The following is a 14,301-nucleotide window of genomic DNA, read 5'->3' on the forward strand; positions in this document are numbered from 1 at the left end:
TCCGGCAGCCGACGCGGCGGGCGGTCGGGGCGCCGGACTGTTGCCTCAAATGCCGCGTCTGCTCCGCGCGTTGAGCTCGGCGACCAGCGCGCTCAGCACTTCGGTCTGGCTCATCGCCCGCAGTTCGCGAGGCTCCGCGTCCCACTCGCGACCACCGCCGAGCGGACGCAACTGGACGTACGAGCCCTCACGCCCCACCACCCGCCCGGACCAACGGTCCGCCCGCTGCGCCCAGTACGACGTCCCCGGGCCTGCGATGGATGTACCGGTTCACCCGCACGAGCGACCCCGCTCGCACACCTCTCGGACGACCGGCCCGCCGAGCGCCGCCGCCGGACCGCTGCCGCCGAGGACGAAGGGCCGACCGAGACGGCCTCCAGATCGCGGCCCTCGACACCGGTGAGGGTGATCGCGGCGACGGTCTCACCGGTGTCGAGGGCCGCGATCTGGAGGCCGTCTCGGTCGGCCCTTCGTCCTCGGCGGCAGCGGTCCGGCGGCGGCGCTCGGCGGGCCGGTCGTCCGAGAGGTGTGCGAGCGGGGTCGCTCGTGCGGGTGAACCGGTACATCCATCGCAGGCCCGGGGACGTCGTACTGGGCGCAGCGGGCGGACCGTTGGTCCGTGCGGGTGGTCGAGCCGGGTCGTGACGGGATGTCGTGCCGTCGGGCCGGGGCCGGCCGCGTTGCTTCAGACGGGTCGGCGCCGCAAGGGCGTTGACGTGGGACGACGGAGGATTCGTGAGACTTCTTGGTACCGGTTCGCGCCGTGCGGGGGCGGTGGCGCTGACAGCCGGCTCCGTCGTCGCGTCCGGAGCGCTGCCGGCGTACGCGCAGGGGCCGGAGGAGCAGGCACCGGCGCCAACTCCCCTGCGTACGACCGGACTTGAGCGCGCGGCGCAGCAGAGCGGCCCCTCGGGGGTGACGGCGAGCGGGGCGTTCCTGCTGGACGGGACGGCGAACCGTGCGCTGTGGGGCAAGGGTGCGGGCGCGAAGCGGGAGATGGCGAGCACCACCAAGATCATGACGGCGGTGGTCGTGGTGACCGCCAAGGGCGTGGACCTGGGCCGCCGGATCACCATCCGCAAGGAGCACCGGGACTACGTCGCCAAATGGGGTGCCAGCACGGCGGATCTGCGGACGGGCGACAAGCTCACCGCGCGCCAGCTGCTGTACGGGCTGATGCTCCCCTCGGGCTGCGACGCCGCGTACGCGTTGGCGGACACGTTCGGCAAGGGCAGCAGCCGGGGCGCACGCACCAAGTCCTTCATCGCGCAGATGAACCGCAAGGCCGCCGAACTGGGCATGCGCGACACGAAGTTCGACTCCTTCGACGGCATCTCGAAGTCCGGCAACAACTACTCCACACCGCAGGACCTGGCGAAGCTGACGCGTTACGCGCTCGGCAGCAAGAACCTGCGGAAGGTCACCGGCGCGACCCGTACGAGCCAGAAGGCGACCAACGGGCGTACGTACACCTGGTACAACACCAACCAGCTGCTCGGCGCGTACGACGGGGTCGTCGGCGTGAAGACCGGTACCGGCAGCAAGGCGGGCCCGTGCCTGGTGTTCGCGGCGACCCGCGGGCAGCGGACAATGGTGGGCGTGGTGCTCAACGGCAAGGACCGCTACCGGGACGCGACGCGGATGCTGGACTGGGCGTTCAAGCAGAAGACCGCCTCGCCGCTGGAGCTGCGGCTGCTGCCGCGCGGCGTGCAGCGCGACTGATCCGCCGCCGCCACCCGTCCTGCGGTCCGTAGTCCGTCACCCGAGATCCGCAGTCCGGCAGTCCGGCAGTCCGGCAGTCCGCGGCCGAACCGCCGATACAGCCGTCGGGGCCGCGGCTCCGGTGGTACGCGTACGGGCACCTCCGCACGCGTACCACCGGCGGATCCCCCGGCCGCACCACCCGCGGTACGACCCGTCGCCGCCTCGGCGCAGCGGTCGGCCTTCACGCTGAACCGCGTTGCGGGACCAGCCTGTTGGTCGCCGAGGAACGCTGGTGCGAGCGACGCCCACGGCGTACTGGCTGCTCACGCCCGGCAGCCCGCCCCTTGTCTACTCCTGCGCACTGCGCGGCACCTGCCGCTCGACAGGCGGCAGTTGCGTCTGTCGGTAGCCGGCTGACTCGTCAACTCCGCTTGTGAGAAGCACCGTTGGGGGTAGGCGAACAGGGATGTACGGCGACTCGGGGCCGTGGTACCACTGCCGCATGAAGAGCTACCGCACCAAGGACGGCCACACCGTGAGCTTCGGCAGCAGGGTGTGGGCGATCAACGGGCAAGGCCCCTTCACTCTCGTCAAGCCCACCTCCGCACCACCCGGATGGGTCTGCATGGTGAGCAACGACGGCGCGGACCAGCGCCTGTGCGCTCCCGGCGACGTCGGCATCTACTACAACCGGGACCGGCAGGTTGAGGTCTGAGCGCGCGTTCCGCGCAACGGGGGCCACGCACGAACGAGCAGCAGCGCTACGGCGCACCGAACCTACGGGCCCCAAGGCGGAACGGGCCAACGGGCCAGCAGAGACGTAGGTCGAGCGGGGAGGCTCTGTGACTGAACGGATTTCTCCGCCGGGCCCCGGAGGAGCGACAGCACCCCACGAGGTCGCCCTGACGGTATCGGCGCCGGGCGAGGTCGGTCCGCTGTACCGCCGGCTGCGCGGCCTTCCGGATCTGACCGTGGTCCGGCAGCGCGCCCGTCCCGCTGCGGGTGAGCTGGGCGTCGCCGAGGTGCTTCAGCTTCTGGTGCCCTCCTCCGCGGTGCTCGCGGTCGCGATCCGCACGCTGCCGGCGTTCATTCGCTCGCGGCGGTCGTCCGTGACCGTGACGATGACCAGGGGGGACGAGACGGTGACCGTGACCGGCACGAACCTCCACGACCCCGCCCAGGCCCTGGAGTTCGCCAACCGGCTGCTGCCCCGTGACTGATTCGGAAGCCGGGGACCTCTCCCGGTCGCGCGCCGTCCTCATGGGCACCTGGGACTACCGGGACTTCGACCGGGTGCTCGCGGTGCAGCGCAGCTTCGACCGGATGCGCAGCCTCCTCCTGGACCCGGTCTGCGGGCCGTGGCCCGAGGAGTCCCTCGTGACGTTCGAGAACCTCGCCACGCTCGGCACCGCCCATGTGAAGCTCATCGAGGCCTTCCTCGACGCCAAGGACGTCGCGTTCTTCTACTACGTCGGCCACGGGATCTACGACCACCGCGAGCGGCTCTGTCTCACCGTCGGCGACAGCAGGATCGACGCCCCCTTCACCGCCGCCACCTCGCTGCCGTTCGAGGCGGTGCGGGACGCGTTCCGCTCCAGCGACGCGACCGTCAAGATCGCGGTGCTCGACTGCTGCTCGGCCGGGCTCGCCACCGAGGAGTACGGCCGCCTCTCCGCGACCCGGGTGCCTCCGGTGGCCGGCGCGTATCTGCTGATGAGCAGCAGCGCGTACGAGGCGTCCTGGCACCAGCTGGAGGAGGTCGCGGACGCACAGACGTACTTCACCCGGGCCCTGGTGGACACCGTGCGGGAAGGCATCCCCGGCGCACCGGCGGGCCTGACACTCGACCACCTCTTCCGGGTGGTCGCCGACCGGCTCGTCGAGGACGGCAGACCCGAACCGGGACGCCGCATCGCGGACCACGCGGCGGGCTGGGTGTTCGCCCGCAACAACGCCCCCGTCGGCCAGCCGGATCCGGGCGCGGACCCGGCGGACGTCTACCGGGAGGCGTACCGCCGGGAGACCGAGGAGGGCGTCGAGCAACTACCGGTGATCGCTGCCACGTACCGCGCAGCCGCCGAGGCCGGGCATGCTCCCTCGATGAACCGGCTGGGGCAGATCGACGAGGGCCGGGTGCAGGCGAGGATGCAGGGATCGGAACCGGGCCCGATCGACGGGGCGGCGCTGTTGAGCGCCACCCAGTGGTACACCCGGGCGTCCGAGGCCGGCGACCCGGTCGGCCCGCTGCATCTCGGGCAGCTCTACGAGGAGCAGTACGGGGACGGCGAGCAGGCGCTGTACTGGAACGGGCTCGCCGCCCGCCGGGGCAACAGCGCGGCACGTGAGCAGATGACCGGGCTGGAGCAGCGCCTTCGCCTCGGGATCGACGTCTCCCGGCGGCCCGGCGGCCGAGACGACGCGGACCGGACGGCCGGGGCTGCGACCGCGCGGGGATCGGAGAGAGTACGGGAGCGGGCGGGCGAAACGGAAGCCCCACGGGCGCCGGGGACGGCACAGAAGCCGGCGGCCGGGGGGCGCGGCACCGTTGCCGGAATCGCCCAAGAGGTGCTGCACCAGCGGTGGTTGGCCGATTGGGACGGCAGCGCACCGCTGGCGACCGCCGACTGCCTCGACGTCCTCGCGGACGCCTGCGGAGGGGCGTTCGGCGAGTGGTCGACGCTCGGCGAGGCGGAGGGGGCCCGCGTGCTCGCCGACTTCCTCGCGCAGCTGCCGCGCCGGTCCGAGCTCGCGCGCACCGCCCGCCGGTACTACGAGGCCGTCGGCCCGGGCAACCTGCGCGCCCACGCCGCTCGGCTGCCGGACCGCGCAGGTCAACCCCAACCGAACCACCGGACACGGGAGTAGTGACATGACGATCCCGGAGATCAACTCGGCACTGCGGAGTTCCCTCCGAAGCCACCGGTTCTCACTCCGGCCGGAGCCCGACACGCGGCCCGGCGAGGAGAAGGTCCACCTCGTGCTGGACGACGGCACGGAGACCTTCCACGCGGGCTGGGTGGGGCACCGTCGCGGGCTGTGGACCGCGTACGCCGTCGTACGGCCGGGCGGGCTCTTCCGCACGGAGGAGTTCGGTCGGTACGAGTCGTTCGAGGACGCCGTTCTCGATGTCCTCATGAGCTTCACCCACGTCGAGTAGGAGGCGCCGAAGTGCGTGTCGAACCGCGGTTCCGCGAACAGATCAGCTGCCTCGTCCGCAAGGTTCGCAGGGCGAAGGCGCTCGACCAGGCGCTCTCCCCCGAGGACCGGGTCGCCTTCAACGACTTCCTCGTCTCGGTGGTCGCCGTGCTGCTCTCGCCGCGGCTGGGGGAACGGTGCGGGGTCGGTGAACTCGCGGCGTTCAGCAGCGAGGTCGCCCACCGGCACCGCGCCGAGGGGCGGCCCGTCAACGACTTCGTGGTGGAGGAGGTCCTCCGCCGGGTCCACGGGGTGCCGACCCTCTTCTGCTCGCGGCCGGTCCCCGAGTACGCCGTGTCGGCCGCCGGCGGGGCGGTCGTGCGGTACGTCAACAACACGGACCCCGCCGTCGCCACCGATATCGACCGCCTCCTCGACGCCGCCGAGGAGCTCCACCGCCGTCGCACCGGACGCTGAACTCACCGGCCGCCGAAGCTCGCCATAAGCGCACCTCGCGCACGTGTTCCGGGTGGGGCGGGCCGGCCCGCGGGGTCGGTCCGGTGGGAGCGGAGCACGGCGGGCCGCGGTTGTCAGTGGGTCGCGCTAGCGTTCGGGTGTGATCGGAGCTGACGAGGTGCGGGCGCGTTTCACGGCGGGCGGCGAGCGCTACCCGCTGCTGACCGTCGAGGAGTTCTTCCGGGGCAACGACGCCGAGGAGTCGATCGCTCCGAACCAGTACGGTTTCGGGAGGCCGGAGTTGGCGGAGATCGGGAGCCGGCTGTGGTCGTTCGCCGAGGACCCGGCGGTGGCCTGGACACGGGTGCAGCCGCACGAGGAGATGTTCTGGAGCGAGAGCGGCGAGCTCTCGGCGGAGGGGGTGACGATGTGCACCGCCCTCGCCGAGGAGCAGGTCGACGCACGCCTCGATGTCGAACTCCTCATGTCGGAGGGTGTGTTCGAGGGCCTGGCCTACCCGCTCGAGGACTTCTGCGGGATGCCGGAGGTGCCTGCGGGGCACCGCGTACTGTCGCTGGTCTGGGACTGAGCCGAGGCACAAGAGGGTCCGCGGCGCACTGAGGACGAGGAGAGCACGGATGGAGCACCGGCCTGGTGTGGACGCGGGTGCGGTACGGGCGTGCATCGTGCTGCGCCAAGTACCCGACCTGCGAGGGCTGTTCGCCCTGCACCGGCTGCTCGGGCTGGGGATCGCGGAGGTTCGCGAGCGCGTCGGTGCCGAGGAGCCGCTGGTCGAGCTGGAGCTGTTCGGCAACGACGGCGCCGCGGTCGCCGAAAGCCTGCGGACGACGCTCGACCTGGTCGAGGGGCTGGACCACTCGGTCCACGAGTGCGCGGCCGGCGAGAGACCCGGACCGGCCAACCGGATCGACGGGCAGGTACTGCGGAACGCCCTGGCGAGCATCACGGCGGACGTGCCGCCCGACTGCCCCGTCACGCCGCGGACCGAGTCGGACCCGTCGTAGACGCCTCATCGTCACGGCGGGGGTCGCGCGGCTGAACGTCCTCGGGGAGTCAACTCCCGCGCCTGCGGCGCCTACTCGCCCGGTTCAATCCGCCGCCGGAGTGCCTGTCGTGCCGACGACCGGGAGGAGGAACGCGTTCTCGTACTCGCGGCGGGCGGCCCTGGTGCGGGCGACTCTCAACCGGCGGGCGCCCGGGGTGAGTTCGAGACCGAGGTCGGGTCCGGGGCTCGCACCGGAGCTCTCGCCGGCGCGCGGGCCGAGTGCCGGATCGTCGAGGCCGAAGAAGCCGGTGTCACAGGAGTTGGCGCCGAGCGGGAAGGAGCCGTCTCGCAGGCGCTCCACCAGGGTGGTGCAGTAGCCGAGGAGGTGCTCGAACTCCTCCGGCCGGTGGGTGACTTCGGTGGCGTACTGCTCACGGAGGGCGTGCTGTTCGTCAGCGTGGTGGATGCGGGCGGCGTCGTCCAGCTCCCAGAACATCCGCAGCGCCAGTGCCCGGTCGCAGCGGGGGTGTCGCACCACGGCCAGCGGCACGGCGAAACCGTCGTCCCAGTTGTGGGCGCTCATCAGCTCCCACAGCAGGGTCTCGTCGGCCAGCGACCGTACGCGTTCGGGGAGTTCGGCGTGGATGCGACGACGTTCGTCCTCGTTCGGCGTCTCGTTCGGCGTGTCGCACTCGTGGTGCAGGATGCGCTCGACATCGGGATGCATGTGCCCGTCCTCGGGTCGTGATCCCGCCGAGGCTACCGGCCACCCGTGCACGGGCAAACGCGGCCCGTCCGGCGCCCGAACGCCGACCGGGCGGGGCGGGGTTGCGGGCGTGACCGTCCGCAGAAGCGGTCCTCGGAGACCGTGCGCACAGGCCCTTCGCGCAGACGGCTCACGGAGACGGCCCCGCACTCTGTTCGCGCAAGCGGTTCTCGCAGGCCGTCCGCGCAAGCGGTTCTCGCAGGCCGTCCGTGCAAGCGGTTCTCGGCGGTGGGGAACGCGCAAGGGTCCCGTGTCGGCCGCGAGGCGGACACGGGACCCTCTCGGTGCAGTGCTGACGGGGTCAGCGGGTCACCACGGTTCAGGAGCCGAGACCGGCGGCGGCTTCCTCGATGTCACCGGCGAAGGTGCTCACCTCGGTGTAGACACCGGGGTAGTCCGGGCGGGCGCAGCCCTGGCCCCAGCTGACAATGCCGACCTGGACCCAGGCGTCGTTGTCGTCCTTGCGGAACATCGGGCCACCGGAGTCGCCCTGGCAGGCGTCCACGCCGCCCTCGCCGACGAGACCGGCGCAGATCTCTTCCTCGGCGATGAAGCTGCTGCCGTAGGCCGAGCCGCAGGTGGCGTCGTCGACGAACGGAACGGTGGCCTTCAGCAGGTTCTGCTGCTGGCTGCCGCCCTCACTGTCGGCGCCCCAACCGGCGATCTCGAAGTCACCCTCGTTGAAGCTGGCGTCCTTCGCGATGTTCAGCGCCGGAAGGTCGAGCTCCTTGTCGATCTTGATGAGGGCCCAGTCCTTGCCCTGGCCGTTGTAGCCGGGGGCGACGGTGACCTCGGTCGACTGCGCCGTGACGGCGTTGGAGTCCTCCAGGTCGTTCACACCGGCGGTGACGGTGATGGAGTCGTCCGGGCCGCTGCCGTCGACGCAGTGCGCGGCGGTCAGGATGAGGTCCGGGGCGTAGATGGAGCCGCCGCAGCCCATGGACAGGCGCACCATGAAGGGGAATTCGCCCTCTTCGGCGGGGGTGCCACCGACGATCTTGGTGTCGACTCCGCCGTTGCCTGCCGGGCCCTCGGCCGCACCCGCGGAGGCGGGCTGAAGCGCGAAGGCCGCCAGGGCGGCAGCGCTGACGGCGACAGTTCTCTTGAGGTACTTCCGGGTCTTGGCCACTTGCATTCCTCTCGTGGGGGGTTGCACGCAAATGTCACGCTCATGCCAATCCGGAAAGAAACGGACACGTCGTGACCGGAAGCCCGATGGGGCGGACTTCCGACGCGCCCTTGGATTATGTGGACTGCGACAAGCAGCTGACAAGGGCAGGACAGAGTTTCAACGCAGGTGCGAAATGGCCGAGTTGGCGCTTGTGTCGCCCGTTGTGGACGGGGCTCGGCTGCCCGCGGCACCACCACGAGGATGCCGCGTCTTAGCGGTCGGGAACGTCTCGGGAGAGGTTCCCCGCGTCCCGTCCCGCCCGGTGGCACCTCTGGGCCCGGGCAACAGGCGCGTGCCACCATCGGGGAATGGTGACACTCAGTGAGATCCTTCCGGTCGAGGCCGTACGGCTCGGGGTTTCGTCCCGGGACTGGCGCGATGCCGTCCAGTCGGCGGGCGAGCTGCTGACGCTGACGGGTACGAGCACCGACGAGTACACCGCGGAGATGATCCGCAACGTCGAGGAGAACGGCCCGTACATCGTCATCGCTCCCGGCTTCGCCTTCGCACACGCCCGCCCCTCCCCCGCGGTGCTCCGTACGGGGATGTCCTGGGTACGGCTGGACGAGCCGGTGGAGTTCGGCCACGAATCGAATGATCCGGTGGAACTGGTCGTCGCGCTGGCGGCCCGGGACGCGTCCGAACACACCGCCGCCATGGGCAGTCTGGCCCGTCTGCTCGCCGACGAGGGACGCGCCGCACAGCTGCGCGCGGCCCGTACGCCGCGGGAACTGCACGCGCTGCTGAGCGGACAGGAGGGCACGGACCGCCCGGGGGCGGACGCGAGCCGGCCGGCGTCCGGCGCGAACCACGGCGCGGTGCGGACCGGCCCGGCTGCCGAAAGCCCCGCCGCGCACGGGGACTCGGCGGACAGCGACGCCCGCCCGGCGGGAGGGAGCGGGCCACGGCCCTCCGCACAGTCACCCGCAGGGGTGCACAAGATCCTCACCGTCTGCGGAAACGGCGTCGGCACCAGCCTCTTCCTCAAGAACACCCTGGAGCAGGTGCTCGACCGCTGGGGCTGGAGCCCGTACGTCAACGTCGAGGCCACGGACACCATTTCGGCGCGCGGCAAGGCCTCGGAGGCGGTCGCCCTCTACACCTCGCGCGAGATCGCCCGCGCGCTCGGTGACCTCGGCGTGCCGGTGAAGGTCGTGGAGGACTTCACCAGCACCCGCGAGGTCGACGCCGTACTCCGCGACACCTACGACGTGTAGCGCGGCGGCCCGGCAGCACCCCCGGCCTCGCACCACGTCCCGACCCCGGCGTCCGGCATTCGGCATCCGGCGCCCGGCGCCCGGCGTCCGGCGTCCGGCGTCCGGCGTCAAGTCCCGGCCCTGCGGCGTCTCGTGCGCACGACGGCGCACCGCGCGGGGCAACCAGCTGCTCGGGAGAGCCGGAAGCTCCCGGGCGAACGAAGCACTCCGCACCGCCTCTCCCCGGCCCGTCGGCACCACGCCCCGCGACGGGCGGGCACACACCACGGAGCAGAACGGAACCCCACTCTTGAACTGGCTGGTCACACCCGCACAATTCATCGTCAACGAGGTACTGAGCGAACCCGCCTACCTCATCGGCCTCATCACCGCAGCCGGTCTGATCGCGCTGCGCAAGTCCACCGGGCAGGTGCTCGGCGGCGCGATCAAGGCGACGCTCGGCTTCCTGCTGATCGGCGCGGGCGCCACGCTCGTGGTGGACGCGCTCGCCCCGCTCGGCGAGATGATCCTCGGCGCGACCGGCGCCCAGGGCGTGATCCCGACCAACGAGGCGATCGTCGGCATCGCCCAGGCCGAGTTCGGCGCCCGGGTGGCCTGGCTGATGATTCTCGGCTTCGGCATCAGTCTGCTGCTCGCCCGCTTCACCCCGCTGCGGTACGTCTTCCTGACCGGGCACCACATGCTGTTCATGGCGACGCTGCTCACGGTGGTGCTGGCCGCGGCCGGCCACCAGTCGTGGATCGTGGTCGCGGTCGGCGGTGTGCTGATGGGCATCATGCTGGTCGCGATGCCGGCCTTCGCGCATCCGTGGACCAAGCGCGTGACCGGCAACAACACCGTGGCGATCGGCCACTTCGGCACGGCGGGGTACGTGCTGGCGGGCGCCACCGGGCAGTTGGTCGGCAGACGCAGCCGCAGCACCGAGGAGATGAACCTCCCCGAGGGGCTGCGCTTCCTGCGCGACTCCATGGTGGCGACGGCGCTCTCGATGCTGGTCATCTATCTCACCGTGGCGATCGTCTACCTGGTCAGGGTCGGCGAGTCCGAGGCGCTGGCGGTCTTCGCCGAGGCGGGCGGCGCGCAGGCGACCGACATCGGCAACTACCTGATGATGTCGGTGATGCAGGGGCTCCAGTTCGGCATCGCGGTCGCGGTGATCCTCTTCGGCGTCCGGACGATCCTGGGAGAGCTGGTGCCCGCCTTCCAGGGCATCGCGGCCAAGCTGGTGCCGGGCGCGGTGCCCTCGCTGGACGCGCCGATCGTCTTCCCGTACGCACAGAACGCGGTACTGGTCGGCTTCCTCTCCAGCTTCACCGGCGGCCTCTTCACACTGGCACTGCTGACCTGGGTTTTCGAGCCGGCGTTCGGGCTGGCGCTGGTGCTGCCGGGCCTCGTGCCGCACTTCTTCACCGGTGGCGCCGCCGGCGTCTACGGGAACGCCACCGGCGGCCGGCGGGGCGCGGTGCTCGGCGCCTTCCTCAACGGTGTGCTGATCACCATGCTGCCCGCGCTGCTGCTGAAGGTGCTGGGCGCCTTCGGCAAGGAGAACACCACCTTCGGCGACGCCGACTTCGGCTGGTTCGGCGCGCTCACCGGGTACGCCGCCAAGGCCGGCACCGTCGGCGGCGTCGTGCTGATGCTGCTGCTGGGAGCGGTGATCCTGGGCGCGGCGATCTGGATGCAGCGCAGGGTGGTCGACACCGGCTGGGACCCCGGCGCGCACCGCGACGCGCTCGCCCCCGCGCGGAGCGCGAACACCGGCGCGGGCGGGGACGTCGGGGCGTACGACGGCGGGGGCCGCGCCGACGGGTCGGCGGCCGGGCGGGGCGGCGTGACGGGTACGGCCGTACGGATCGCGCCGCCGGCCGGCGCTCCCGCCCCGCCCCCGCCGCCCGCGGAGTAGCCGCGCGCCACCGGACGGGGCGCACTCTCCCCACACGCCCCGTCCGCGGGGCGCCTCTCGAGACGCCACTCACCGCGCACGACCTCACCGCGCACGACGGACGGCTCGTACCCGGGCGGGGTACGAGCCGTCCCTGTGCGTCGACCGCTCGGCGCGTCGCGGACAAACGGTCAGCCCCGGTGGGCGCGGGCCCGGACACTCGGTCCGGCCCCGCGCCGCGGAGCGTTTCCTCAGGAGTCGGTCAGGAGTCGGTGCAGTCGAGGGTGCCCTCGGATGCGCCCTTGATCAGGGCCTCGTGCGCCGCCTTCAACTTCTCCGTGTCGCCCTTCAGCACCTTCCGGTCGTAGGTCAGGAGCCCGTTCAACTCGCCCTCCAGATCGGAGATCTGGGTGTAGACGGCGCCGCTGCTGGCCCGGCAGGCGGCCAGTTGCTCCACCTCGCCGAGCTTGGTCAGGTACTCCTCGGTGAAGATGTCCTTCTCCACACCCACGTAGGTGTGGCGGACCGGCCAGGCGTGGCCGGGGACGGCCAGACCGAGACCGCCGTACTCACCGGTGACCAGCGCCCGGGTGCCGTCGGAGTCCGGCAGGAGCGGGCTCGGGTAGCCGTGGGCGTCCGAGATGTCGCCGTTGCCGCCGTCGACCGCGCCGCAGCAGTTGTGGCCGCTCATGTTGTTGACGAGGCGACTGGGGTCCAACTCCTTGGCGTAGTCGGCGATCCGGGCCTGGTCGTACTGGCCCCAGCCCTCGTTGAAGGTGACCCACATGATCACCGACGGCGAGCTGTCGTGCTGCTGGATCATGCGCTTCAGCTCGGTCTCGTACTGGGCGCGGGCGGCCTCGTCGGGCTCCCGGTCCGAACGCATCGACGGCATGTCCTGCCAGACGAGCAGGCCGAGCCGGTCGGCGTGGTGGAACCAGCGGTCGGACTCGACCTTGATGTGCTTGCGCACCGAGTTGAAGCCGAGCTGCTTGTGCACCTCCAGGTCGTAGGCGAGCGCCTCGTCGGTGGGCGGGGTGTGCAGGCCCTCGGGCCAGAAGCCCTGGTCGAGGGTGGCCATGGAGAAGACGGGCTTGCCGTTGAGCACGGTGCGCTTCTCGCCGTCGACCGTCTCGACGGTGATCTTGCGCATCCCGAAGTAGCTCTCCGCGGTGTCCGCCGAATCGCCCTCGCCGACGGTCACCTTCAGGGTGTAGAGGTGCGGGTCGTCCGGCGACCAGAGCCGGGGCTCGGGCACCGGCACGTCGAAGGACCCGTCGCCGGTACCGGTGGCGCGGCCGACCTCCTTCTCGCCGTCGAGCGCGACAGCGGTCACGGTCGTGCCCTCGGCAACTCCCCTGGCCTGTACGGCGACCCGCTCGGCGTCGATGTCGGGCGTCGTCTTCACATGGGTGGTGTGGTTCTCGACGACCGGCTCCATCCAGACCGTTCCCCAGATGCCGGAGGACGGGGTGTACCAGATGCCCTCGGGCTTCAGGCGCTGCTTGCCGACCGGCGGGTTCTCACCGTCGGCGGAGTCGGTCGGGTCGTAGACGCCCACGACCAGCTCCTGCGGTCCGTCACCCTTGAGCGCGTCGGTGACATCGACGCTGAAGCGGTCGTACCCGCCCTTGTGGGTGGCGACCTCCTTGCCGTTGACATGCACCGTGGTCTGCCAGTCGACGGCGTCGAAGTGCAGCTTCAGCCGCTTGCCGGAGCCGACCTCCCAGCCCTCGGGCACCTCGAACGAGCGCTTGTACCACATGCGCTCCTCGTGCCGCTCGATGCCGGACAGCTCGGACTCGACCGGGTACGGGACCAGGATCTCCTCGTCGAGCTTCCGCTTCTTGCCGATCGGCGGGGCCTCGCCCTCCTCGGCGCCGGAGAACTGCCAGGTGCCGTTGAGGTTCTGCCACTGCTCGCGCTTGAGCTGCGGGCGGGGGTACTCGGGCAGCGCGTTGTCGGGACCGACCTCGTCGGCCCATTCGGTGCGCAGCTGGTACGTGGAGTTGTTCTCGCCGGACGTCCAGAAGTCGCCGATCTCCTCGCCCTCGGCGTCGGCGAGGCCGCCCTTGCCGTCGTAGCGCAGATCGGCGAATCCGCCCTGGCCGACGACGGGTTGCTCCAGGGCGACCAGCAGTCGTCCGGAGTCCTTCGGGTCCTGCGTCACGCCCGCGAGCGGCCACTTCGCGCCACCGATGACCGCGTTCAGGTGCTCGGTCAGGTCGGCGGGCGGGGCGGCCATCGGACGGCCGAAGTCCAGCTCCAGGGTGCGGCCGGTGGCCCCGACGTCGGCGGTGGTGGGGCCGTCGTACTCGAAGTCGTCAGGCAGGCTGAGCGCGGAGGCCGGGACCTTGGCCTTCTCCGCGCCGGGCGGCGACCAGGAGAGGGTGAGGCTGGAGCCGCCGGTCTCGTTGAAGTACTCGACCTTGAGGTCGTGGGCGGCGCCGCCGGTCAACTCGACGGGCTCGGAGGACTGTTCGTTGTCCCAGTCGCCGACCCAGTGGTCGATGAGGAGCTCGTCGTCGAGCCAGAGGCGGAAGCCGTTGTCACCGACCAGGTGGAAGACGTGCTCACCGTCGGACTCGGGGGTGAGGCTGCCGGTCCAGCGGGCGGTGGTGTGGTCGGTGCGGGTGGCGCGCTCCTGGAGGCGGGGCGCGAGGTCGTTGAAGGCCAGGGCCGGGTCGTACGCGGTGGCCTGGAGCTTGTCGAAGTCGTAGGCGCCGGGGGCCGACTGGGTCCAGTACTCGCCCTTCAGCCCGTTGGTCACGGAGCTCCGGTCGGGTTTGCGCTGGTTCTTCTTGGTGCTCTGGTCCTCGTCGGCGGCGGTCGCGCTGGGGCCGGCGCCGAGGGCGAGAGCGAGGAGGGCGAGGACGGCCGTCAGGGCCGTCAACCAGGTACGTGCACGTCTCACGGTACCTCCGGGAGGAGTGTGGGAGAGGCGGTGACGAGCTCTGCCCTTGC

Annotated in this window: 14 protein-coding genes; 10 read left to right on the plus strand and 4 right to left on the minus strand. The window is 71.3% G+C overall.

What is annotated here, in order from left to right; all coding sequences use genetic code 11:
* Positions 1-45: 45 nt before the first annotated feature.
* Positions 46-201 (minus strand): hypothetical protein, encoded by a 156-nt coding sequence (locus JGS22_RS01810; protein ID WP_236072989.1) that lies wholly within the window; start codon positions 199-201, stop codon positions 46-48.
* A 534-nt stretch (positions 202-735) separates the two neighbouring features.
* Here JGS22_RS01810 and JGS22_RS01815 point away from each other — a divergent pair.
* The 8 genes from JGS22_RS01815 (at position 736) to JGS22_RS01850 (ending at position 6,320) form a co-directional block, all read left to right on the plus strand.
* Positions 736-1,722: a D-alanyl-D-alanine carboxypeptidase family protein gene (locus tag JGS22_RS01815; protein ID WP_211040145.1), complete on the plus strand. Its 987-nt coding sequence runs from the start codon at positions 736-738 to the stop codon at positions 1,720-1,722.
* Between the two features lie 484 nt (positions 1,723-2,206).
* On the plus strand, positions 2,207-2,419 hold the full coding sequence (locus JGS22_RS01820; protein ID WP_211040146.1) for a hypothetical protein: 213 nt from the start codon (positions 2,207-2,209) through the stop codon (positions 2,417-2,419).
* Between the two features lie 127 nt (positions 2,420-2,546).
* A complete protein-coding gene (locus JGS22_RS01825; protein WP_308405467.1) occupies positions 2,547-2,924 on the plus strand; it encodes an effector-associated constant component EACC1 in 378 nt (125 codons plus the stop codon).
* The gene (locus JGS22_RS01830; RefSeq protein ID WP_308405468.1) at positions 2,917-4,569 is read left to right on the plus strand and encodes a caspase, EACC1-associated type; all 1,653 of its coding nucleotides are present in this window, start codon (positions 2,917-2,919) and stop codon (positions 4,567-4,569) included. The genes JGS22_RS01825 and JGS22_RS01830 overlap by 8 nt, the downstream gene beginning before the upstream one ends.
* Positions 4,570-4,573: 4 nt before the next feature.
* Positions 4,574-4,861 carry a hypothetical protein gene (locus JGS22_RS01835; protein ID WP_211040147.1) on the plus strand — a complete coding sequence of 96 codons (288 nt, stop codon included), beginning with the start codon at positions 4,574-4,576 and terminating at the stop codon, positions 4,859-4,861.
* An 11-nt stretch (positions 4,862-4,872) separates the two neighbouring features.
* A complete protein-coding gene (locus tag JGS22_RS01840; protein WP_211040148.1) occupies positions 4,873-5,316 on the plus strand; it encodes a hypothetical protein in 444 nt (147 codons plus the stop codon).
* A 139-nt stretch (positions 5,317-5,455) separates the two neighbouring features.
* A complete protein-coding gene (locus JGS22_RS01845) occupies positions 5,456-5,884 on the plus strand; it encodes a YfbO family protein (protein WP_211040149.1) in 429 nt (142 codons plus the stop codon).
* 49 nt (positions 5,885-5,933) lie between these two features.
* Positions 5,934-6,320, plus strand: coding sequence for a hypothetical protein (locus tag JGS22_RS01850; protein ID WP_211040150.1), 387 nt, complete (start codon positions 5,934-5,936; stop codon positions 6,318-6,320).
* A gap of 84 nt (positions 6,321-6,404) precedes the next feature.
* On the opposite strand, the gene JGS22_RS01855 is transcribed toward JGS22_RS01850, so the two are convergent.
* The gene (locus tag JGS22_RS01855; RefSeq protein ID WP_211040151.1) at positions 6,405-7,028 is read right to left on the minus strand and encodes a DUF4274 domain-containing protein; all 624 of its coding nucleotides are present in this window, start codon (positions 7,026-7,028) and stop codon (positions 6,405-6,407) included.
* A 358-nt stretch (positions 7,029-7,386) separates the two neighbouring features.
* On the minus strand, positions 7,387-8,196 hold the full coding sequence (locus JGS22_RS01860) for a S1 family peptidase (RefSeq protein ID WP_211040152.1): 810 nt from the start codon (positions 8,194-8,196) through the stop codon (positions 7,387-7,389).
* A gap of 350 nt (positions 8,197-8,546) precedes the next feature.
* Between JGS22_RS01860 and JGS22_RS01865 the strand changes: the two genes are divergently transcribed.
* The gene (locus JGS22_RS01865) at positions 8,547-9,455 is read left to right on the plus strand and encodes a PTS sugar transporter subunit IIAB (RefSeq protein ID WP_211040153.1); all 909 of its coding nucleotides are present in this window, start codon (positions 8,547-8,549) and stop codon (positions 9,453-9,455) included.
* Positions 9,456-9,744: 289 nt separating this feature from the next.
* The gene (gene ulaA / locus JGS22_RS01870) at positions 9,745-11,358 is read left to right on the plus strand and encodes a PTS ascorbate transporter subunit IIC (protein WP_211040154.1); all 1,614 of its coding nucleotides are present in this window, start codon (positions 9,745-9,747) and stop codon (positions 11,356-11,358) included.
* Between the two features lie 241 nt (positions 11,359-11,599).
* Here ulaA and JGS22_RS01875 read toward each other — a convergent pair whose 3' ends face one another.
* Positions 11,600-14,251, minus strand: a complete 2,652-nt coding sequence (locus tag JGS22_RS01875) for a PA14 domain-containing protein (protein WP_211040155.1) — start codon at positions 14,249-14,251, stop codon at positions 11,600-11,602.
* Between the last annotated feature and the right edge of the window lie 50 nt (positions 14,252-14,301).

Source organism: Streptomyces tardus (genome assembly GCF_018101125.2).
GTDB classification, from domain to species: domain Bacteria; phylum Actinomycetota; class Actinomycetes; order Streptomycetales; family Streptomycetaceae; genus Streptomyces; species Streptomyces tardus.

Coding starts and splice junctions, on each gene's coding strand:
- JGS22_RS01855 (WP_211040151.1), bottom strand. CDS start 7,028: ATGCATCCCGATGTCGAGCGCATCCTGCACCACGAGTGCGACACGCCG.
- JGS22_RS01820 (WP_211040146.1), top strand. CDS start 2,207: ATGAAGAGCTACCGCACCAAGGACGGCCACACCGTGAGCTTCGGCAGC.
- JGS22_RS01865 (WP_211040153.1), top strand. CDS start 8,547: ATGGTGACACTCAGTGAGATCCTTCCGGTCGAGGCCGTACGGCTCGGG.
- JGS22_RS01850 (WP_211040150.1), top strand. CDS start 5,934: ATGGAGCACCGGCCTGGTGTGGACGCGGGTGCGGTACGGGCGTGCATC.
- JGS22_RS01835 (WP_211040147.1), top strand. CDS start 4,574: ATGACGATCCCGGAGATCAACTCGGCACTGCGGAGTTCCCTCCGAAGC.